Source organism: Agrobacterium sp. ST15.13.013 (assembly GCF_027956525.1).
GTDB classification, from domain to species: Bacteria; Pseudomonadota; Alphaproteobacteria; order Rhizobiales; family Rhizobiaceae; genus Agrobacterium; species Agrobacterium salinitolerans.
Genome location: NZ_JAQKGP010000017.1, coordinates 85867 through 106996, shown reverse-complemented (window position 1 = coordinate 106996; position 21130 = coordinate 85867). Strand labels below are relative to the sequence as shown.

Genomic DNA, 21130 nt, shown 5'->3' with positions numbered 1-21130 from the left:
GTGGTTCGGAAATTCCGCCTTTCCTCAGGTCTGGCGGAATTTTCGTGTATCTGGCGTGTGCGCGTCGATTTCGATCGACGGACTTGCGCTCAAGAACCCACCGATGAACCCCTGAATTTGGTTCCTCTCGGTGTTTTCATGCTCGGTCCGTCACGATTGGATGGTGGCGGCGAACGGAAGGTTTAAAGATGATTCAGAAGAACTGGCAGGAACTTATCAAGCCGAACAAGGTCGAGTTCACCTCGTCCAGCCGCACCAAGGCAACGCTGGTTGCCGAGCCGCTGGAGCGTGGTTTCGGTCTTACCCTCGGCAACGCGCTGCGTCGCGTTCTGTTGTCTTCTCTGCGTGGCGCCGCTGTTACGGCCGTGCAGATCGACGGTGTCCTGCACGAATTCTCCTCCATCCCCGGCGTTCGGGAAGATGTGACGGATATCGTGCTCAACATCAAGGAAATCGCCATCAAGATGGACGGCGATGATTCCAAGCGCATGGTCGTGCGCAAGCAGGGTCCGGGTGCCGTAACCGCTGGTGACATCCAGACGGTTGGCGACATCGAAATCCTGAACCCCGACCACGTGATCTGCACGCTGGACGATGGCGCTGAAATCCGCATGGAATTCACCGTCAACAACGGCAAGGGTTACGTACCGGCTGAGCGCAACCGCGCGGAAGATGCCCCTATCGGCCTCATTCCGGTGGACAGCCTTTATTCTCCGGTCAAGAAAGTGTCCTACAAGGTGGAAAACACCCGTGAAGGTCAGGTTCTCGACTATGACAAGCTGATCATGACGATCGAGACCAACGGTTCGGTTTCCGGCGAAGACGCCGTTGCCTTCGCCGCTCGCATTCTTCAGGACCAGCTGGGCGTCTTCGTCAACTTCGACGAGCCGCAGAAGGAAGCAGAAGAAGAATCGGTTACCGAACTTGCGTTCAACCCGGCGCTTCTCAAGAAGGTCGACGAGCTCGAACTGTCCGTTCGTTCGGCAAATTGCCTGAAGAACGACAACATCGTTTATATCGGCGACCTGATCCAGAAGACCGAGGCCGAAATGCTTCGCACGCCGAACTTCGGTCGCAAGTCGCTTAACGAAATCAAGGAAGTTCTCGCTTCCATGGGTCTGCACCTCGGTATGGAAGTGCCGGCATGGCCGCCTGAGAACATCGAAGATCTCGCAAAGCGTTACGAAGACCAGTACTAACAAACAAGAAGGCAGACCTCAAAGACTGCCTTTCCCCGTCAAACAGCAGATAAGTCATCTGCATGTGCCAGGAAACGGCAGGCCTTAGAGAAGGAACCTGCGTAGAAGGAGAATAGCAATGCGCCACGGTAATTCAGGCCGCAAGCTCAATAGAACCGCCAGCCACCGCAAGGCAATGTTTGCCAACATGGCTGCTTCGCTCATCACCCATGAGCAGATCGTCACCACGCTTCCGAAGGCGAAGGAAATTCGCCCGATCGTTGAGAAGCTCGTCACCCTCGGCAAGCGGGGCGACCTGCACGCTCGTCGTCAGGCGATCTCGCAGATCAAGGATCAGGACGCCGTTCGCAAGCTGTTCGACGCGATCGCAGCTCGCTACGCAAACCGCAATGGCGGCTACCTGCGTATCATGAAAGCCGGCTTCCGCCAGGGCGACAATGCCGCTCTCGCCGTCATCGAATTCGTCGAGCGCGACGTTGACGCCAAGGGCGCAGCCGACAAGGCTCGCGTTGCTGCAGAAGCTGCTGCTGCCGAAGCTGCATAAGGTTTGACGCCGTTCAGGCGTCATGAGTTAAAAAAGCCGGGCGAGAGATTGCCCGGCTTTTTTTGTTTTCAGATGATACGTGCGAAGTGATCGACATCACGGGATGAAAAAACCGGCGTTGGTGGGCGTCGGCGTCTGGATTTGGTTGCTTATAGCTGATCGAGGTGGGTTGGGCTTACCCCCCTCTGTCCTGCCGGACATCTCCCGACAAGGAGGGAGATCGGCAAGACGCATTACCTCTACTTTAACCTCAGATGTTGAGATGGGCGAGGCCTCGCCGCATATCGATCTCCCCACCTGCGGGGGAGATGCCCGGCAGGGCAGAGGGGGTAAGCCCCACCCGCCGCGATCCGCCGTCAATGCCAACATCTAGCACTATTGACGCACAGGCCTGCCCGCAGCCTTTTTGCTGCGCTTCGCCGCCATGATCGTCGGTCGCGCCAGCCGGTACCCGAGCAGCACCACCATGGTGCTTATATAAAACACCGGTTCCAGCGTGATCGACTTCCGCGCCAGCACGAAATGCAGCACGCCGACGATGAGGACGAGGTAGACAAGCTTGTGCAGCGTGTTCCAGCGGCTGCCGAGTTTGCGGATCGACCAGCGGTTGGAGGTGAGCGCCAGAGGAATGAGCATGAGAAGGCCGGCCATGCCGAGCATGATATAGGGGCGTTTCAGGATATCGCCTGCGATGGAGCTGAGGATCAGGCCGCGATCCAGCACCAGATAGACGGTGAAATGGGCGAGCACATAATAAAAGGCGATCAGCCCCAGCGCCCGGCGATAGGCGATGAGGTTGATGTTGAAGAGATCGCGCATCGGCGTCACAAGTAAGCCGATACACAGGAAGCGCAGCGCCCAGATGCCGAGCAGGTGCTCGAATTCCTTGACCGGATTGAAGCCGAGGCCGCCGGTTGCGGCGAGATAGAAATACCAGACACCGGGAGAAAGGCCGGCGATATACAGCGCCCAGATGGCTGCCGGTTGGTAACGCTTCGGCAGCGAGGGAAGAGGCAGCGCTAAGGCCATGGTCAGTAATTCGCTTTCAGGTCCATGCCGGCATAGAGGCTTGCCACCTCGTCGTAACCGTTGAACATCAGGGTCGGGCGGTTCTGCGTGCCGAAAAAGCCGCCTTCGCCGATGCGTTGTTCCGTCGCCTGGCTCCAGCGGGGATGGTCCACATGCGGATTGACGTTGGAGTAGAAGCCATATTCCCGGGCATTGGAGTTTTTCCACGTCGTTTCCGGCTGTTTCTCGACAAGCGAAATACGGACGATGGATTTGATGCCCTTGAAACCATATTTCCACGGGACCACGAGGCGGATCGGCGCGCCGTTCTGGTTCGGCAGGGTTTCGCCATAAAGCCCAACGGCGAGGATGGTGAGCGGATGGCGCGCTTCATCGAGACGCAGGCCCTCGACATAGGGCCATGAAAGAGGCTGGAACAAGCCGCTCTGGCCGGGCATTTCCTCCGGCCGCACAACCGTCTCGAAGGACACGTATTTCGCGCTGCCAAGCGGCTCCACCTTGTCGAGAAGGGCGGCGAGCGGGAAGCCGATCCACGGAATGACCATCGACCAGCCCTCGACACAGCGCATGCGATAGGTGCGCTCTTCGAGAGGATATTTCATCAGGTCTTCAATGCCGAATTCCTGCGGTTTGGAAACGAGGCCATCCACCTTCACAGTCCAGGGGGTCGGCTTGAACTTGCCGGAATTTTCCTTCGGGTCGGATTTTCCGACGCCGAATTCGTAGAAATTATTATAGCTGGTGACGGCGTCGAGCGGGGTGAGCTTCTCATCGAGCTTGTAGGCGCCGGGTTTTGCGGAAAGCGGCGCGGCAACAGCCTCACGCCCGGCCAGCCCGATTACCGCCAGCCCCGCCGTCGTGCCGAGGAAGCCACGTCTGGACAGGTAGATATTCTTCGGCGTGATTTCATTTGCCGAGATGATGGGCGGACGATAGGCGGGCATTGGAACCTCCACAAAAGCCGGGTGCATCGGCGATAAATCGACTATGATAGCCAATACGGCCGCTGCACAGTTATGTTTCAGCGATCTGCGGAAAAACAACGGTGGAGCGGCGGAAATCGCGCATTTGTGATGAAAGGCGCGGCCCGATAGCACGCTGAAGAGAAAGCGTACCGTACCGAACCGTACTGTTTTGCCTCAAGGTGACAGTGACAGGGCTCACGGTTTGCGCTAGAAAAACCGCAAATTAGGGCAGAGGCCGTTTTGACCGCGCTGCGGAAGACGCGTCTTTGCCCAAGAGATCGAGGAAAACACCATGCCAGCCTATCGCTCCAGAACGACAACCCACGGCCGCAACATGGCGGGCGCGCGCGGCCTTTGGCGCGCCACCGGCATGAAGGACAGCGATTTCGGCAAGCCGATCATTGCTGTCGTCAATTCCTTCACGCAGTTCGTGCCGGGCCATGTGCATCTGAAGGATCTCGGCCAGCTCGTCGCCCGCGAAATCGAGGCGGCCGGCGGTGTTGCCAAGGAATTCAACACCATCGCGGTCGATGACGGTATCGCCATGGGCCATGACGGCATGCTCTACTCGCTGCCGTCGCGCGAGATCATCGCTGACTCGGTTGAATATATGGTCAATGCCCATTGCGCCGATGCCATGGTGTGCATTTCCAACTGCGACAAGATCACCCCCGGCATGCTGAATGCTGCCATGCGCCTCAACATCCCCGCCGTTTTCGTGTCCGGCGGCCCGATGGAAGCGGGCAAGGTCGTTCTGCACGGCAAGACGGTCGCGCTCGATCTGGTCGACGCCATGGTGGCTGCCGCCGACGACAAGATTTCCGACGAGGACGTCAAGGTCATCGAGCGCTCTGCCTGCCCGACCTGCGGTTCCTGTTCCGGCATGTTCACCGCCAACTCGATGAACTGTCTGACCGAGGCTCTCGGCCTGTCACTGCCCGGCAACGGCTCGACGCTTGCCACCCACTCGGATCGCAAGCGCCTGTTCGTCGAGGCCGGTCACCTGATCGTCGATCTGGCGCGCCGTTACTACGAGCAGGAGGACGAAACCGTCCTGCCGCGCACCATTGCCAACAAGGCGGCATTTGAGAACGCAATGTCGCTTGATATCGCCATGGGCGGCTCCACCAATACGGTTCTGCATATTCTGGCGGCTGCCCATGAAGGCGGCGTCGATTTCGGCATGGAAGACATCGACCGTCTTTCCCGCAAGGTTCCCTGCCTTTCCAAGGTCGCGCCCGCCAAGCAGGACGTGCACATGGAAGACGTACACCGCGCCGGCGGCATCATGCGTATTCTCGGTGAGCTGGAGCGCGGCGGTCTCATCAACCGTGATACCTATACGGTGCACGAAGCGACGCTGGGCGACGCCATCGACCGCTGGGACATTACCCGCACCAACAGCGAGACGGTGCGTGAATTCTTCAAGGCTGCCCCCGGCGGCGTACCGACGCAGGTTGCCTTCAGCCAGTCCTCGCGCTGGGACGATCTGGATACCGACAGCGATAATGGCGTCATCCGCTCGGTCGAAAAGCCTTTCTCCAAGGATGGCGGTCTCGCCGTGCTTTATGGCAACATCGCGCTCGACGGCTGCATCGTAAAGACGGCGGGTGTGGACGAATCCATTCTGAAATTCACCGGTCCGGCGGTCGTTTACGAGAGCCAGGACGCGGCCGTGAAGGGCATTCTCGGCAACGAGGTCAAGGCGGGCGACGTCGTCGTCATCCGCTATGAAGGACCGAAGGGCGGTCCTGGCATGCAGGAAATGCTCTATCCGACCAGCTACCTCAAGTCGAAGGGCCTTGGCAAAGCCTGTGCGCTGATCACCGACGGTCGTTTCTCCGGTGGCACGTCAGGCCTGTCCATCGGCCACGCCTCGCCGGAAGCGGCACAGGGCGGCGCCATCGGCCTCGTGCGTCAGGGCGACCTGATCGAGATCGACATTCCGAACCGCACGATCAACCTCAGCGTACCGGATGCCGAACTGGCATCGCGCCGTGCCGAGCAGGAAGAAAAGGGCTGGAAGCCGGAAGCACCACGCAAGCGCAATGTCACGACGGCACTGAAGGCCTATGCGGCCTTTGCGTCGAGCGCGGACAAAGGTGCTGTGCGGATTCTGCCGGAGTAAGCTGTCGCAGAGTGGGGCGGAAGTTAATTGACCGTCCCGCTGCGCGGTGGCTGGAGCTTGCTGTCCAGGACCGAAAAGCTCTCATCCGTCATGCCCGGGCTTGTCCCGAGCATCTGCGACCGACCGATACCACGCGAGGTTGATAGATCCTCGGGACAGGCCCGAGGATGACGTTGAGAGTGATGTGCGATCTGCAATCGTTCGATCAGCCGCCCTTCGGGGCGGCTTTTTGCTGTCTGAATTTGGTGTGAAGCCCAGCTCATAAACAGATTCAATTGCCTCATAGGGTGATTCTTCTGCGGCCTTCAACATTCTGTTTTTCCATCGTAAATACGAAACTGCTTACAGGCTGTTTCCTGTCCAGCAGTCACATTGGAGTGATGTTCGTCCAGCGACCCTTTTCCAGAACTCGGCGATGCCTAACTTCATCATCATGAAAAGACGAACCGCACTCACCCTTATCGCGTCGCTGCCTTTTGCTCGGCTTGCCCAGGCGCAGGACGCCGGAAACAATATCCGTTTCGATCCTTTGCTGAGGCAGGCGGAGGCGCTTTCCAGCCTCAAGGCGGTCATCGTCAGCATCGATGGCGCAGAGGTGGCAAGCCGTGCCTATCACGGCGCCAGCCTCAACGGCTCCACCAATATCAAGTCGGCCTCGAAATCGGTGATCTCGGCGCTGGTCGGCATGGCGATCGACCGCAAGATTCTGTCGGGCGCCGATCAGCCGGTCGCGACCGTACTGCGCGGAGATTTTCCGCCTAACCCCGATCCGCGGCTGGAGCGGATCACCATTGGTCATCTCCTGTCCATGCAATCCGGTCTGGAGCGCATGTCCGGCCCGAATTACGGCCGCTGGGTCGCCAGCCGCAACTGGGTGAGGATGGCGCTGGGTTCCGGTTTTGCCGGGGAGCCCGGCGGCGGCATGCTCTATTCCACGGCATCAACACATCTGCTCTCGGCGATATTGACCAAGGCTTCCGGCCGCTCGACGCTTTCTCTCGCCCGAGACTGGTTCCGGCCACTTGAGGGGTTCGCAATCGGCGGGTGGGAGCGCGATCCGCAGGGCATCTATCTCGGTGGCAACCAGATGGCGATGACGGCGCGTTCCCTGCTGGCCTTTGGCGAGCTTTATCGTCTTGGCGGCGTGACGCCTGATGGTGAGCGGCTCATCTCGCAGGAATGGATCAGCCAGTCCTGGCAGCAGCGCACCAATTCCGTCTTCAACGGCGATGGTTATGGGTATTGCTGGTTCATCAAGGAGATGGCGGGGGAGATTGTCTATTACGCCTGGGGTTATGGCGGGCAGATGCTCTATATCGTGCCCGCCAGACGACTTTCCGTGGTCATGACCTCGCGGGAAGATGCTCCTTCCGCCAGAACCGGCTATCGCGACCAGCTGCATGGCCTCCTGGAAAACATCATTCGTGCGGTCTGAGGGCAGGCTTAACGGTCAGAGCGGTCGATTGATGCTCTGGAAGGCTTCCCCGAGGCGCTTCATACGTTCCTCGTAAGAACGCGTCAGGCAGGCCACATCGGCTGCGCATTCCTGGCGTTTCTTCAGCCATTGGCTCTGTTCGTCGCGCAAAGTGTCGCGCGCGCCCATCGCCATCAACTGGGTCAGAATGTCGAAGGTGGTGGCCATCTTCACATCCTGGTCGTTCAGCGCGCGGTTGTCACAGATCGCTTTTTCATCCGCCGCCAGATCGGGCTTGGCGCAATCGAAGCTTGCCGCGCTGGCCGGTGAGACGAGGGAGGATGTGAAAAGGATGCCGCAGGCAAGGAGGATCGGTTTCAGATGCATGGGTCGTCTCTTTTAAAGGGCAGTCAGGTGCCGGTGAAACCGAAAAGGGGCGCTGTTGGTTCCAATGTCGCCCGCCGATACCATGCCTGGAAAAGGACGGCCATCATCTTGCCGCTCTTTGCTTTACAGGCTTTGACGTTATAACTCCATCATACTGATGACGATGAGGAATCACATGCGAAGCGTGTTGAAGTATCTGTCCACCGGCTTTCTCGCCGCGCTCATTCTCCTGCCCGTGGGTGCTGCGGCGCAGGATAACAGGACCGTGCCGTCGAGCCACACGGAAATGCAGCTTTCTTTCGCGCCGCTGGTCAAGCGCACCGCAGGCGCGGTGGTGAATGTTTATGCCGAACGCGTCGTGCAACGGCGTCTGTCGCCGTTTGCTGGTGATCCTTTCTTCGAACAGTTCTTCGGCCAGCAGATGCCGAACCGTACGGAAAAGCAGTCATCGCTCGGCTCCGGCGTCATCGTGACCGCCGGCGGCCTCGTGGTGACCAATAATCACGTCATCGACGGCGCCGATGACATCAAGGTGGCGCTGGCGGATGGGCGTGAATTTTCGTCAAAGGTGCTGCTAAAGGATGATCGCGTCGATCTCGCCGTTCTGCAGATCGATGCGAAGGAACAGTTCCCGGTACTGTCGCTCGGAAATTCTGACAAGATCGAGGTCGGTGATCTGGTGCTCGCCATCGGCAATCCCTTCGGTGTCGGCCAGACTGTGACGAGCGGCATCGTTTCCGGCCTTGCGCGTAACCAGGTGACGCAGGGCGATTTCGGTTTCTTCATCCAGACCGACGCCTCCATCAACCCCGGCAACTCCGGCGGTGCGTTGATGAACATGGCGGGTGAGCTGATTGGCATCAACACGGCCATCTTCTCCAAGGGCGGCGGCTCGAACGGCATCGGTTTCGCCATTCCCGCCAATCTTGTCCGGGTTTTCGTCGCTGCCGCCGAGCGTGGCGATGCAAGCTTCCAGCGGCCCTATATCGGCGCAACTTTCGATCCGGTGACATCGGATGTCGCCGAGGCGCTTGGTCTGCACCGCGCCCGTGGCGCGCTGGTCGTCAGCGTCATCAAGGGTGGGCCGGCGGAGAAGGCGGGCATCGAGCCGGGGCAGGTGGTTACAGCCGTCAACGGCTTCGAGGTGGAGCATCCGGATGCGCTGGGTTATCGCCTGACGACCGCCGGCATCGGCAAATCCGCCGAACTGACCGTCATGGACAAGGGGAAAGAGAAGAAGGTGACCATCGCGCTCGATACCGCGCCGGAAACCGCACCGCGCGATGAACGGCTGATTGAGGGGCGCAATCCCTTCGCCGGCGCGACTGTCGCCAATCTTTCGCCAAAACTCGCCGATGAATTGCGTATGCCGTCGCAGGTGACCGGCGTTGTCATTACCGATGTGAAGCGCGGTTCCCCGGCTTATCGTGTCGGTTTCCAGCCGAAAGACGTGATCCTGTCGCTGAACGGCGCGGATATCGGCACCACCGCCGCTGTCGAGAAGGCGCTGGACGACAATCCCGGCTTCTGGCGGGTGGAAATCCTGCGTGACGGGCAGCGCATCCGGCAGTTCCTGCGATGAGCGACGATCTCTTCGCCCCGCAAGTGCCCGTCGAGGTCGCCAACCGGCGGCCTCTTGCCGATCGTCTGCGTCCCAAGACGCTGGCGGAGGTGAGCGGGCAGCCGCATCTGACGGGCGAGGAGGGCGTGCTGCGCCGCATGATCGATAGCGGCTCACTGGGGTCGATGATCTTCTGGGGGCCGCCCGGCACCGGCAAGACCACGGTTGCCCGGTTGCTTTCCGGCGAAGCGGGGCTGGCTTTCGAGCAAATCTCGGCGATCTTTTCCGGTGTCGCCGATCTCAAGAAGGTTTTCGAGGCGGCGCGCACACGGCGGATGAATGGCCGGCAGACGCTGCTTTTCGTAGACGAGATTCATCGCTTCAACCGCGCCCAGCAGGACAGTTTTCTGCCTGTCATGGAGGACGGTACCATTATTCTGGTGGGCGCCACCACCGAAAACCCGTCTTTCGAACTCAATGCCGCTCTGTTGTCGCGGGCGCGTGTGTTGACATTCCGCTCGCATGACGAGGATAGCCTGAGCGAGCTTCTCAAGCGCGCCGAGGAGACGGAGGGCAAGTCCCTGCCGTTGACGGAAGAGGCACGGGCCAGCCTGATCCGCATGGCCGACGGCGATGGCCGCGCCGTGCTGACGCTTGCCGAGGAGGTCTGGCGCGCGGCGCGCAAGGACGAGACCTTCGATACCGAAGGGTTGACGCGCATCGTGCAGCGCCGTGCGCCCGTTTACGACAAGAGCCAGGACGGCCATTACAATCTCATCTCCGCGCTGCATAAGTCGGTGCGCGGTTCGGACCCGGATGCGGCACTTTATTATCTCGCGCGCATGTTCGATGCCGGCGAGGACCCGCTTTATCTTGGGCGGCGGCTGGTCCGTATGGCCGTTGAGGATATCGGCCTTGCCGATCCGCAGGCTTTGACCGTCTGCAACGCCGCCAAGGACGCCTATGACTATCTCGGCTCACCCGAGGGTGAGTTGGCGCTGGCGCAGGCTTGCGTCTATCTGGCGACCGCGCCGAAATCGAACGCCGTTTATACCGCCTTCAAGTCGGCCATGCGGGCGGCCAAGGAAAACGGCTCGCTGGTGCCGCCGAAACATATTCTGAACGCGCCAACCAAGCTCATGAAGGGCGAGGGTTATGGCGATGGTTACCGTTACGACCATGATGAGCCGGATGCTTTTTCGGGGCAGGATTACTTCCCGGAGAAGATGGGGCGCACGACCTTTTACGATCCGCCGGATCGAGGCTTCGAAAGGGAAATCCGCAAGCGCCTCGACTGGTGGGCGAAGCTGCGTCGCGAGCGCGCGACGCGCTAGGGTTTGCGGCGTCCCGGCCGGAAAGTGCGCCGCGGGCGATCTTGAGAAAGAGATTCAAGTCGCTGGTAGATTGAGTCGGAAAATGGGCGTAACTGATTGTTTGTAAATGCGATCAGGACGCCTTGCGATGTGGCGCCGCCTGGGGCTGCGCGGGCAGCATCTTGACCGAGGATTCCGCCAGGCCGCTATGGCCTTCGGCATCGATCACCAGATGCCAGTGCAATGTCTCGGGAACGGCGATGCGGATCGGCGATTTTTTCGCGACGCCGCCGAGATATTTGAAATCGAGCAATTCGGTGAAACGCTGAAAATTGGCGCCCGTCATCAGCCGGACATTGTTGACGGCGGACAGGGATATTTCAAGGGTGGTGCCTGCCCGCAATTCCTTCAGGTCATAATGCGTATAGCGAAAATTCGGCCGGGCCATCGCGCGCCTCCCTGTAAAGTAATTTCGGTCAAAGAAGATAGGAGTCACACGGTTAACGGTGTCTTTAAATGCCGCCAGCTGGTTTGAAAATTCACGCTTGCTGTGCCTGTCCGGCATGATGGCGCCAAGGATTATGAGGATAGAAGAATAATACCGACGTATAATGTGTGTGTTTAATAATAATAAATTTTTCGCCTTTAACATCGACTGGTCGAAGTGCATCAGCGACGTTGAGGGGGAACATGAAAAACGTAACAATATCTGCGCGCCTTTATGCGCTCGTCGCATTGTTTCTGGCAATATTGGCTACGGCCCTGACATTCAGCCTGTTTGAAAGCTACCACAAAATGGAGGGCGAACGGAAAGCTGGGCTTGCGGCGATGAACGAAACCGCTGTTGCCATTCTCGATCAATATTATCGGCTGGAGCAGGCCGGAAGCCTGACGCGGGAGGCGGCGCAACAGCAGGCCAAGACGACCATTGCAGCGATGCGCTATGGCAATGGCAGCGGCTATTTCTGGATCAACGACATGCATCCCAAAATGGTGATGCATCCGATCAAACCCGAGATGAACGGCACGGACCTTACCGCCAACAAGGACCCGAACGGCAAGGCGCTGTTTGTCGAGTTCGTGAACACGGTCAAGGCGGGCGGCAAGGGCTTTGTCGATTATTACTGGCCGAAGCCCGGTGCGCCGGAGCCGGTCGAGAAATTTTCCCATGTCGCCGGTTTTGCTCCCTGGGGCTGGATTGTCGGCACCGGTGTTTATGTTGATGATCTTGAAGCGGTGTTCTGGCGCGACCTCTATTTTAATGGCGGTCTTTGTGTCGTGGCCGGCCTTCTGGTTGTCGGCGTGGCCGCAGCCGTCGTGCGGAGCGTAATGCGGCCGATCGACCTCATCCGCCAAAGCATGCGGCGGATTGCCGACGGTGACGGCGCGGCGGATATCCAGTTCGCCGACCGTCGCAATGAAATCGGCGCGATTGCCAAGACGCTGCTGGTACTGCGCGACAGCGTCAATGAGCGCAGCGCGCTGCAGGCGCGGGAGGCGGATCAGCAGCGGGCGCTGGAGGAGGAGCGGCATGGTAACGAGATGGTTCTGCGCTCCGCATCCGAACGGCAGGCGCATGCCATGGAGCAATTGGGCAATGCGCTCGAAGCGCTTGCCAATGGCGATCTGACCGTCTCACTCAGAGATATTGGCGAGGACTACGAAAAGCTGCGCATGGACTTCAATCGTGCCGTCGGTGCGTTGCACGGTGCGATCGAGGCGATCGCCAGAACCGGGCATGTGGTCAATGACAGCGCCTCCGACATCAGCGGTGCGACCGGCAATCTTTCCCGCCGGACCGAACAGCAGGCGGCGGCGCTGGAGGAGACAGCGGCTGCTCTGGACGAGATCACCGCCACGGTGCGCACCGCTTCCGAGCGTGCCAACGAGGCCCGGCAGATGGTGCAGGACACGAAAACCAGCGCCGGCCGCTCGGGCGAGATCGTGCGCAATGCCGTCGACGCCATGGGCCGTATCGAGGAATCTTCGAAACGCATCGGCCAGATAATCTCGGTCATCGATGAAATAGCCTTTCAGACCAATCTTCTGGCGCTGAACGCCGGTGTGGAGGCGGCGCGTGCCGGCGAGGCCGGGCGTGGTTTTGCCGTGGTGGCGCAGGAGGTTCGCGAACTGGCGCAACGCTCCGCCAATGCGGCGAAGGAAATCAAGACCCTTATCAACCGTTCGGCCGAAGAAGTCGGCGGCGGTGTCGCACTCGTGCGCTCGACGGGCGATGCGCTGGAGGAGATCGTGGCGCTGGTCAACCGTGTCGACGGCCATGTGAACTCCATAGCCACGGCCGCGCGCGAGCAGGCAACGGGCCTGCAGGAGATCAACACCTCCGTCAACCACATGGACCAGATGACACAGCAGAATGCCGCCATGGTGGAAGAAACGACGGCGGCCAGCCAGACGCTCGCCGAGGAAAGCCGGCAGCTGCGCTCGCTGCTTTCGCGTTTCGAACTTGGACATGGTGCGGGGCGGGAGGTTTCGCGGGCCGCGTAATGTCAGGCATCTAGATCTGATTGAAAGGCGCGGTCCTGGCCGCGCCTTTTTGTTTTGAGCCTTCAGAACCAGCCATTCGTTATTTCCGGCAACCAATAAGGTTTCGTTTACCTCATTTCTTTAAAATTTATCCTGTATTGCCGCGAATTGCGGCCGCTGAAGGTACAGGTTCTCGTATGGCGTATGTTTCCCTTCCGCGTCGTCTTGTGACGTTGCTGATGATTTCCACGGTCATGGTGTCGTGTTCGGCGGAGGGCCTCGTGCCGCCGGCGGAGGTGGACGGCACCACGCGCGTCAGCGCCATCCGTTCCTCGCGGCAGCAAGGTTACAGCGCGCCGGCTGGTGCGGTGTATCAGGCCGAGCGGGCCGGGCAGGGTACCGATTATCCTGCCGCCGTCTCACAGCCGATGCCGGAGCCTTACGCTTCGCAGGACCCCCTGTTGCAATCGCCGCAGGGCGGGCAGGGTTATTCGACACTCGATTCCCAGCATCAGGCGCGCATGGCGGCCAGCGGCCATACAACTGCGCCGGCGCAGACCATGCAGGGCCAGGCGATGCCGGCGCAGCAGATGGCCAGCAACCAGATCGCCGAAGGTGAAGGCGGCGTGAATATGGATTCCATGCTGGGCGTGGAGCCGGTTCGCGGACTTGCCGAAGAACAGGATGCGGATATCGCCGAAGGCGCTTCAGCGCAGCCGGTGGTGGATGGTATCGGTACGGATAATCCCGTGGCCGTCTCTCCGGCCCGCCAGACGCAACGGGCCAGCCAATCGCGGCTCGTCCCACCGCCGCCGCTCGGCTCCTCTTCCCGTCGCCAGCCGGTGGAAGAAGTGGCCATGCTGATGCCTGATAATCCGATGGCGGGCGGCGGGCTGCAAAGCAACCGGTCCATGCCGCCCGGCGTCATGCCGCCTTCCGAAGTTGCCTGCCGCTCCGAACTTCGCCGTCTCGGCGTCGCTTTCCGTGATGTCGCGCGTATTGCTGACGGTCCGACCTGCGGTATCGACTATCCGATCGAACTCAGTGGCCTCGCCAGTGGTGTCGCCGTCCGGCCGGCAGTGAAGCTCAATTGCCAGGTCACGCTTGCCTTTGCGAAATGGGTGAAGTTCGAGCTCGTGCCATCCTCGCGCTTCCGTTATCTTTCGGGCGTCGGCCGTATCACGCCGATGGGCGGTTATTCCTGCCGCAAGATGAATTCGCGCTCCAGCAACCCGTGGTCAGAACATGCACGCGGTAATGCGATCGATATCGGCACCATCACGCTGAAGAACGGCAAGGAAATCGATGTTCGCAAGAAAAGCTTCTTCGCTTTCCGAGAGAAAGGGCTGCTGAAGGCGGTGAGGTCTGACAGCTGCAAATATTTCTCGACCGTTCTCGGGCCGGGCAGCGATCCCAATCACTGGAACCATTTTCATTTCGACTTGCGCACGCGCAAGTCAGGTTACAGGCATTGCGATTAGGCCGCGCTGGTGGACGTTAACGGCTGAGTTTGAAAGCGTCTCCGCCGTCATGCTCGGGCCTGTACCGAGTAACTGCAACGTCGTTATTGGCGATATGTTGGCAGATCCTTGGCACAAGGCCGAGGATGACGTCGAATACGGAGTGCGGCTTGTTATCGGGCTGCCGCCGATGACATAGGCGGCGGATTTTTGGATCAGGCCGTAATGACGACGGTTGAGGATGCTTCTCTACCCGCTAACTCGATAATCGCCCGTCACACCCCCAAAAAAAAGACCGGCCCGAAGGCCGGTTGAAAAAGACAGCCTTATCGGGGGGATATCGGCGTCTTTGCAAGGGCATGCAATGGGAAAACGATCCCATGAAGTGGTCCATCCGGCGCGGATAGCGGCAAAAGACATCGCACCGTACTGACCTGCGGCCAACATGGCTTGCCGCACCTTTCAGATACGCTATGAGGGTCACATGTTTGTGACAATGGCCTTCGGGAGCCTGCCTTTATGCCCCCTGTTTCAGAGCTGATGGTCTTTGCTGCGGCGCTTGCGGCAGCGGGTGTGGTCGCCGGTCTTCTGGCGGGGCTATTCGGCATTGGTGGCGGCGCGGTGCTGGTGCCCGTCTTCTACCAGGTCTTTGGGCTGCTGGATGTGCCGGAGGCGGTGCGCATGCATCTGTCGCTTGGCACGTCGCTTGCCATCATCGTGCCCACTTCCATTCGTTCGTTCCTGGCGCATCGTCAGAAGGGCGCGGTCGATGTCGATCTGCTGAAGGGCTGGATTGTCGCCGTGCCGCTCGGCGCCATCCTCGCATCCGTGGTTGCTGCCCATGCCTCGAGCGTCGCCCTGCGGCTGATCTTCGCCTTCATCGCGCTGGTGCTCGCCTTCCGGATGATCTTCAACCGGGCGAGCTGGCATCTCGGCTCCGACCTGCCGAAAAATCCGGGCCGTTTTCTTGTTGGCACCGGCATCGGGCTCTTTTCCGGCCTGATGGGCGTGGGCGGCGGGGTGATGAACAATACCTTCATGACGCTTTACGGACGCACGATCCATCAGGCGGTCGCAACCTCTTCCGGTGTCGGCGTGCTGATTTCGCTGCCGGGGCTTCTGGGTTACATCTGGGCTGGCTGGGGTGATGCGGGCCTGCCGCCGTTTTCCACCGGTTTCATCAACTGGATCGCCGTGGTGCTGCTGATCCCCATCACGCTTGTCGTTGCGCCCTATGGCGCTAGGCTCGCCCATGCGCTCAGCAAAAAGCAGCTGGAGCGGGCCTTCGGGGTATTTCTGGTCTTCGTCGCAGCGCAGTTTTTCTATAGCGTCTACAGCTGATTTTCCGTCTCTGCCGAACGCAGTGTTCGGTCCGCTGGGGTGGCATTTGCAACCTCTGCGGTCTATATGGCGATCATCTTACTCGGTTTTTCGAAAGAATTTGCCATGAATGCCATTGTTTCGATACGGAATCTGACAAAATCCTACGCAAACGGCTTTCAGGCGCTCAAAGGTGTCAGCCTCGATATCAAACAGGGGGAAATCCTCGCTCTTCTCGGTCCGAACGGTGCTGGCAAGACGACATTGATCTCGATTGTCTGCGGTCTCGTCAATCCGGGTGAAGGTTCGGTGCTTGTCGGCGGGCACGATGTGGTGAAGGATTTTCGCCAGACCCGCGCCCTGATCGGCCTCGTGCCGCAGGAGCTGACCACAGACCAGTTCGAGACGGTGTGGAACACCGTCAGCTTCTCGCGCGGCCTGCACGGGCAGAAGAAGAACCCGGAGCTGATCGAGCGTATCCTGAAATCCTTGTCGCTCTGGAACAAGAAGGACAATATGCTGCGGGAGCTTTCCGGCGGTATGAAACGGCGCGTGCTGATCGCCAAGGCGCTGGCGCATGAGCCGAAGGTTCTGTTCCTTGACGAGCCGACGGCCGGTGTGGATGTGGCGCTGCGCCGCGACATGTGGAATGTGGTTTCCGAGCTGCGCGCCAAAGGCGTCACCATCATCCTCACCACACATTACATCGAAGAGGCGGAAGAAATCGCCGACCGGGTGGGCGTCATCAATGGCGGCGAATTGCTGCTGGTGGAAGAAAAGACGGCGCTGATGAAAAAGCTCGGCCGCAAGCAGCTTTTCCTGGAGCTTGCCCAGCCCGTGGAGCAATTGCCTGACAGTCTTGCGCCCTTCGGTCTGACGCTTTCCGATGACCGCTCCACCATCACCTATGAAATCGAGGATAATGGCGAGCAGGTCCGCATCGCGGATGTTCTGAACGCCCTTTTCGCCGCCAACATCCATTTCAGGGATATTTCCACGCGGCAGAGTTCGCTTGAGGATATTTTCGTTTCGCTGGTGGGAGGCCAGAAATGAATTTCGAAGCCATCAAGGCCATCTATCTGTTCGAAATGGCGCGCACGCGTCGCACCCTGCTGCAAAGCGTGGTCTCGCCCGTCATTTCCACCTCCCTTTATTTCATCGTCTTCGGAACCGCGATCGGTTCGCGGATTCAAGAAGTTGGCGGAGTTTCCTATGGCGCCTTCATAACGCCCGGTCTCATCATGCTGACGTTGCTGACGCAATGTATCGGCAACGGGTCCTTCGGCATTTATTTCCCGAAATTCACCGGCACGGTCTATGAGATATTGTCCGCGCCCGTATCGATGACGGAAATTGTCGCCGGCTATGTCGGGGCGGCGGCGACCAAGGGCTTGATGATCGGGACGATCATTCTGATAACAGCCACCTTCTTCGTGGATATCACGATTGCTCATCCGTTCATGATGGTGCTGTTCTTCGTGCTGACGGCTGTCAGTTTCAGCCTGTTCGGCTTCATCATCGGCATCTGGGCGACGAATTTCGAGCAGCTGAACCTTATTCCCATGCTGGTGGTGCCGCCTTTGACTTTCCTTGGCGGCAGCTTCTATTCCATCGACATGCTGCCGCCCTTCTGGCAGACGGTCAGCCATTTCAATCCGGTGCTTTATCTCATCAGCGGTTTCCGCTGGAGTTTTTATGAGATCGCCGACGTCAATCCCGCCATCAGCCTTGCGATGATCACGCTGTTTCTGGCGCTGTGCCTCGGTGTTGTTAGCTGGATCTTCAAGACGGGGTATAGGCTGCGCAACTGACGGCTCAATCGTTAGAGATAGCGGAAAGCTTCACCTCACACGCTACGTCATCCTCGGGCTTGTCCCGAGGATCTGCAACCGATTGATTTTATTGGACGTGATTAGATCCTCGGGACAAGCCCGAGGATGACGGAGGAGAGGCTTTAGCAAGCCCCTTTACGACATAATCAAGCCACCATCGACATTGATGGTCTGGCCGGTGATATAAGCCGCATCGTCCGACGCCAGAAATGCCACCAGTGCGGCCACTTCGGCGGGGGTTCCGGCGCGGCGCATGGGGATGTTGCGCACCCATTCGGCCATCAGTTCGCCGGGCTTGTACTCACCCAGCATCTGGCCCCAGACGCGGTCGTTATAGTCCCACATTTCGGTGTGGATGATGCCGGGGCAGATGGCGTTGACGGTAATGCCCTCAGGCGCGAGCTCCTTGGCAAGACTTTGCGTCAGGCCCACAACGCCGAATTTTGAGGCGGCATAATGCGGTGTATAGATGAATCCCTGACGCGCCTGACCCGAGGCGGTGTTGACGAGGCGGCCTTTGGTGCCGCTTGCGCGGAAGCGGCGGATCGCTTCCTGGCAGCAGAGGAACGCGCCCTTGGTGTTGACGTCAAGATTGAAGTCCCACTGTTCCTGCGTCAGCTCTTCGATTTTCGAAATGGTGATGACGCCGGCATTCTGGACGGAAATGGAAAGCGGGCCGATCGCCTCTTCGGCGGCGCCATAGGCCTCGCGCACCGCTGCCGCGTCGCGCACATCGAGGATGACGCCATGGGTAACGGTGCCGGTTTCGTCCGCCAGTTTTCTGGCGGCGTCATGCGTGTCCTTGTCGACTGAGGCGATGGCGACTTTTGCGCCTTCATCGGCAAAACGGCGGGCTATGCCGTAACCGATGCCCTTGTTGCCTCCGGTCACGAATACGGATTGACCTTCAAAGCGCCTCATGTCTCCTCCTTTATGGGAACTTGGCTATGTTTCCTGACCGACCAGTCGTTCGGCAGTGAATTTGTCGGTGACGAGCACATCGATCACACCGGTTCTGAGCGCCCCGGCAATGGCCTCTGTCTTCTTCGAGCCGCCGGCGAGCGCAATGACACGGTCGACGTTCGAGAGGTTTTCCAGCGGCAGGCCGATGACCCGGTCATCGAGCGGCGTCTTTACCGGTTTGCCTTGCCTGTCGAAGAATCGTAGAGATATGTCGCCCACGGCGCCTGCCTGGGCGAGATCGGCCAGTTCCTTGGCGGAAAAGATGTTGCCGGAGCGGGCGAGAAGTTCCGATGGCTCCACCGCGCCGACGCCGACGATGGCGAGAGTGATGGACCCGAAGAGATCGATGGTTTCGCGCACGAAGGGGTCTGCGAGCATCAGAAGCTTGGCTTCCCGCGAAGTGGCGACGCCGGGTACTGGCAGCAGCTTTGGTTCGGCCTCCGTCAGCCGCGCCAGCCGGGTGGTGATCTGGGTCGCATGAGTCTGGACCGAGGGATCGCCCATGCCGCCCAGCGTCTGGACGATATAACGCGCCTTGGCGCCTTTAAGCGGGTGGATGTTTTCCACCATCTTGAAGATCGTCTGGCTCCAGCTGGAAACGCCGATGATCTCGTTCTGCGACAGCGTCACCTCGAGAAAGTGCGCGGCCGCTTCACCGATGCGGGCCATGATGGCGCCGTCACGGTCCTCGCTGCAATCGACAACGATGGCCTCCGGCAGGTCGAAACGTTCGCGCAGCTGCGCCTCCAGATCGCTATAGGTGCCGGGCGGGGGAATGATGCTGGTGCGGACGATGCCTTCCGCCTCCGCACGCTTCAGCATGCGCGAGACGGTGGCTTGGGAAAGGTTGAGATGCTGGGCGATTTCCGCCTGACGTTTATGCTCGCTGAAATACATCTGCGCCACGCGGGAAATCATTCGAAGTTCGTTTAGCCTGCCCATAAGCCCTCCAGGGTGAATTTTTATTCACCATTACCCGAGGTTACAGGCAAGGTCGAGCGGGCAATCGCATCGCGCCAGATGCCAAGCCGCTGCCGGTTTTCGCCGTTTGCCGGCGTGATCGTGTTGCCTTGGCTGGCAAGGGCGGCGATGGCCGTAAGATCGCTCCAGAAACCGAGGGCGAGGCCGGCGAGATAGGCCGCACCCAGCGCGGAGGCTTCCGGCGCATCGCGCTGGATGACCGGGTGTTCCAGCATATTGGCGACGCACTGCATCAGGAAACGGTTCTGGCTCGGCCCGCCATCCACGAACAGCCGTCCAAAGCCCGAAGGCGATTGCGCGCGCATGGCGGCGAATACGTCGTGGACCTGAAAGGCGATGGAATCGGTGACGGCGCGGGCCATCTGGGCGCGGGTAGTGCTGAAATTGATCTGAGAGAAAAGCCCACGTGCATTCGTATCCCAATAGGGCGCACCGAGACCCACGAAGGCCGGCACGAAACCGGGGCCGTTTGGCTCGGCAGTGGCGGCAAGCTCGACAAGGGCCGCGACATCGGGCAGGCCGAGGATATCCGTCATCCAGGGCAGGGAGGCGGCCGAGACGAGAATATTGCCTTCGAAGGCGAAGGTTGGTTTGCCGCCCAGCCGCCATGCGACGGTCGTCGTGATGCCGCGTTCGGGCGCGATGAAATGCGGAAGCGTCGTCATGACGGAGGAACCGGTGCCGAAGGTCACCTTGCCGTCGCCGGGGTTAAACGCGCCATGGCCGAAGAGGGCGGCATGGCTGTCACCGATGGCGGCGAGGATCGGCGTACCGCCCTTGATGCCGGGAACGCCTGATGTGACGCCAAAATCGCCGCTGCTGTCGCGCAGGTCTGGCAGTGTGTTGATGTCGATGCCAAAGAGCTCGCAAAGCTCCTCGCTCCAGACCTGGCGGTTGAGATCGAGCACCTGGCTGCGGGCGGCGTTGGAGGCATCGCAGGCATGGACCTTGCCGCCTGTGAAGCGATGGATGAGCCAGCTATCGATGGTGCCGAGGCGGAGCTGGCGGCCTTGCGGCGCGCGCTCCAGCAGCCAGCGCATTTTTGCGCCCGGAAACATCGGGTCAATCGGCAGGCCGGTCAGCGCCATCACACGCTTGGAATGGCCCTTTTCGATCAGTTCGGCGCAGTCCTGCGCCGTGCGGCGGCATTGCCAGCTGAGCACTGGTCCGAGCGGCTCACCGGTTTCGCCGTCCCAGATGGTCACGGATTCGCGCTGGTTGGAAATGGCGATGGCTACGACATCGACGCCAGAAGGTGCGGCGGCAAGGCAGGCGGAGATCGCTTCACAGACCGAGGCCCAGATGCGCTGCGGTTCCTGTTCCACCCAGCCGGGCTGCGGATAGGTGATGCCGACGAGCGATGAGCCGCGCGCCAGCAATTCGCCGGTTTCTGAAACAAGAATGGCCTTGGAATTGGTGGTGCCCTGATCGATGGACAAAATAGCGCGCATGATGGGTCTTTCGTCGGCAGTTTTTCGTTTCTGCCTTGCGGCGATTGAACGACGATATTGCAGAAAGGGTGTCGCCGCGCATCCGAAGACACGCGACGA

18 protein-coding genes are annotated in these 21130 nt (G+C 59.9%); 11 read left to right on the top strand and 7 right to left on the bottom strand.

Features of this window, described 5'->3' with window-relative positions; translation table 11 throughout:
• Positions 1–188: 188 nt before the first annotated feature.
• Together PL597_RS17680 and rplQ are read left to right on the top strand one after the other, a co-directional pair.
• On the top strand, positions 189–1199 hold the full coding sequence (locus tag PL597_RS17680; protein WP_003495228.1) for a DNA-directed RNA polymerase subunit alpha: 1011 nt from the start codon (positions 189–191) through the stop codon (positions 1197–1199).
• A gap of 118 nt (positions 1200–1317) precedes the next feature.
• The gene (gene rplQ / locus PL597_RS17675) at positions 1318–1743 is read left to right on the top strand and encodes a 50S ribosomal protein L17 (RefSeq protein WP_003521014.1); all 426 of its coding nucleotides are present in this window, start codon (positions 1318–1320) and stop codon (positions 1741–1743) included.
• Positions 1744–2118: 375 nt separating this feature from the next.
• On the opposite strand, the gene msrQ is transcribed toward rplQ, so the two are convergent.
• Together msrQ and msrP are read right to left on the bottom strand one after the other, a co-directional pair.
• Positions 2119–2772: a protein-methionine-sulfoxide reductase heme-binding subunit MsrQ gene (gene msrQ, locus PL597_RS17670; RefSeq protein WP_271365823.1), complete on the bottom strand. Its 654-nt coding sequence runs from the start codon at positions 2770–2772 to the stop codon at positions 2119–2121.
• Positions 2773–2774: 2 nt separating this feature from the next.
• Positions 2775–3716, bottom strand: a complete 942-nt coding sequence (msrP, locus tag PL597_RS17665) for a protein-methionine-sulfoxide reductase catalytic subunit MsrP (RefSeq protein ID WP_271365822.1) — start codon at positions 3714–3716, stop codon at positions 2775–2777.
• A 313-nt stretch (positions 3717–4029) separates the two neighbouring features.
• Between msrP and ilvD the strand changes: the two genes are divergently transcribed.
• Both ilvD and PL597_RS17655 read left to right on the top strand, forming a co-directional pair.
• On the top strand, positions 4030–5865 hold the full coding sequence (gene ilvD / locus PL597_RS17660) for a dihydroxy-acid dehydratase (RefSeq protein WP_077983831.1): 1836 nt from the start codon (positions 4030–4032) through the stop codon (positions 5863–5865).
• 433 nt (positions 5866–6298) lie between these two features.
• Complete coding sequence (locus PL597_RS17655) at positions 6299–7300, top strand: serine hydrolase domain-containing protein (protein ID WP_191217960.1); 1002 nt, start codon at positions 6299–6301, stop codon at positions 7298–7300.
• Between the two features lie 15 nt (positions 7301–7315).
• Here the strand turns inward: PL597_RS17655 and PL597_RS17650 are convergent, their stop codons facing one another.
• The gene (locus PL597_RS17650; RefSeq protein ID WP_142911488.1) at positions 7316–7666 is read right to left on the bottom strand and encodes a lysozyme inhibitor LprI family protein; all 351 of its coding nucleotides are present in this window, start codon (positions 7664–7666) and stop codon (positions 7316–7318) included.
• Positions 7667–7841: 175 nt separating this feature from the next.
• Between PL597_RS17650 and PL597_RS17645 the strand changes: the two genes are divergently transcribed.
• Both PL597_RS17645 and PL597_RS17640 read left to right on the top strand, forming a co-directional pair.
• Positions 7842–9248, top strand: a complete 1407-nt coding sequence (locus tag PL597_RS17645; protein ID WP_077983827.1) for a DegQ family serine endoprotease — start codon at positions 7842–7844, stop codon at positions 9246–9248.
• Positions 9245–10561 carry a replication-associated recombination protein A gene (locus PL597_RS17640; RefSeq protein ID WP_137410630.1) on the top strand — a complete coding sequence of 439 codons (1317 nt, stop codon included), beginning with the start codon at positions 9245–9247 and terminating at the stop codon, positions 10559–10561. Before PL597_RS17645 ends, PL597_RS17640 begins: the two co-directional genes overlap by 4 nt.
• Positions 10562–10673: 112 nt before the next feature.
• Here PL597_RS17640 and PL597_RS17635 read toward each other — a convergent pair whose 3' ends face one another.
• Positions 10674–10988 (bottom strand): DUF1883 domain-containing protein, encoded by a 315-nt coding sequence (locus PL597_RS17635; RefSeq protein ID WP_077983825.1) that lies wholly within the window; start codon positions 10986–10988, stop codon positions 10674–10676.
• A gap of 242 nt (positions 10989–11230) precedes the next feature.
• On the opposite strand from PL597_RS17635, the gene PL597_RS17630 reads away from it, so the two are divergent.
• The 5 genes from PL597_RS17630 to PL597_RS17610 all read left to right on the top strand — a co-directional run bounded on the left by PL597_RS17630 (position 11231) and on the right by PL597_RS17610 (position 17615).
• Entirely contained in the window at positions 11231–13045 is a 1815-nt protein-coding gene (locus PL597_RS17630; RefSeq protein WP_269827079.1) for a methyl-accepting chemotaxis protein, read from the top strand.
• Positions 13046–13221: 176 nt separating this feature from the next.
• Positions 13222–14505 (top strand): extensin-like domain-containing protein, encoded by a 1284-nt coding sequence (locus tag PL597_RS17625; protein WP_271365821.1) that lies wholly within the window; start codon positions 13222–13224, stop codon positions 14503–14505.
• A 498-nt stretch (positions 14506–15003) separates the two neighbouring features.
• Positions 15004–15825: a sulfite exporter TauE/SafE family protein gene (locus PL597_RS17620; protein ID WP_271365820.1), complete on the top strand. Its 822-nt coding sequence runs from the start codon at positions 15004–15006 to the stop codon at positions 15823–15825.
• A gap of 105 nt (positions 15826–15930) precedes the next feature.
• A complete protein-coding gene (locus PL597_RS17615) occupies positions 15931–16857 on the top strand; it encodes an ABC transporter ATP-binding protein (protein ID WP_077983844.1) in 927 nt (308 codons plus the stop codon).
• Positions 16854–17615, top strand: coding sequence for an ABC transporter permease (locus tag PL597_RS17610; RefSeq protein WP_077983822.1), 762 nt, complete (start codon positions 16854–16856; stop codon positions 17613–17615). The genes PL597_RS17615 and PL597_RS17610 overlap by 4 nt, the downstream gene beginning before the upstream one ends.
• A 156-nt stretch (positions 17616–17771) precedes the next feature.
• Here PL597_RS17610 and PL597_RS17605 read toward each other — a convergent pair whose 3' ends face one another.
• The 3 genes from PL597_RS17605 to PL597_RS17595 are packed head-to-tail and all read right to left on the bottom strand — an operon-like array spanning position 17772 to position 21031.
• Positions 17772–18557 (bottom strand): SDR family oxidoreductase, encoded by a 786-nt coding sequence (locus PL597_RS17605; RefSeq protein WP_077983821.1) that lies wholly within the window; start codon positions 18555–18557, stop codon positions 17772–17774.
• A 24-nt stretch (positions 18558–18581) separates the two neighbouring features.
• Positions 18582–19541 carry a sugar-binding transcriptional regulator gene (locus tag PL597_RS17600; RefSeq protein WP_162520294.1) on the bottom strand — a complete coding sequence of 320 codons (960 nt, stop codon included), beginning with the start codon at positions 19539–19541 and terminating at the stop codon, positions 18582–18584.
• A 20-nt stretch (positions 19542–19561) separates the two neighbouring features.
• Positions 19562–21031, bottom strand: coding sequence for an FGGY family carbohydrate kinase (locus PL597_RS17595; protein ID WP_271365818.1), 1470 nt, complete (start codon positions 21029–21031; stop codon positions 19562–19564).
• Between the last annotated feature and the right edge of the window lie 99 nt (positions 21032–21130).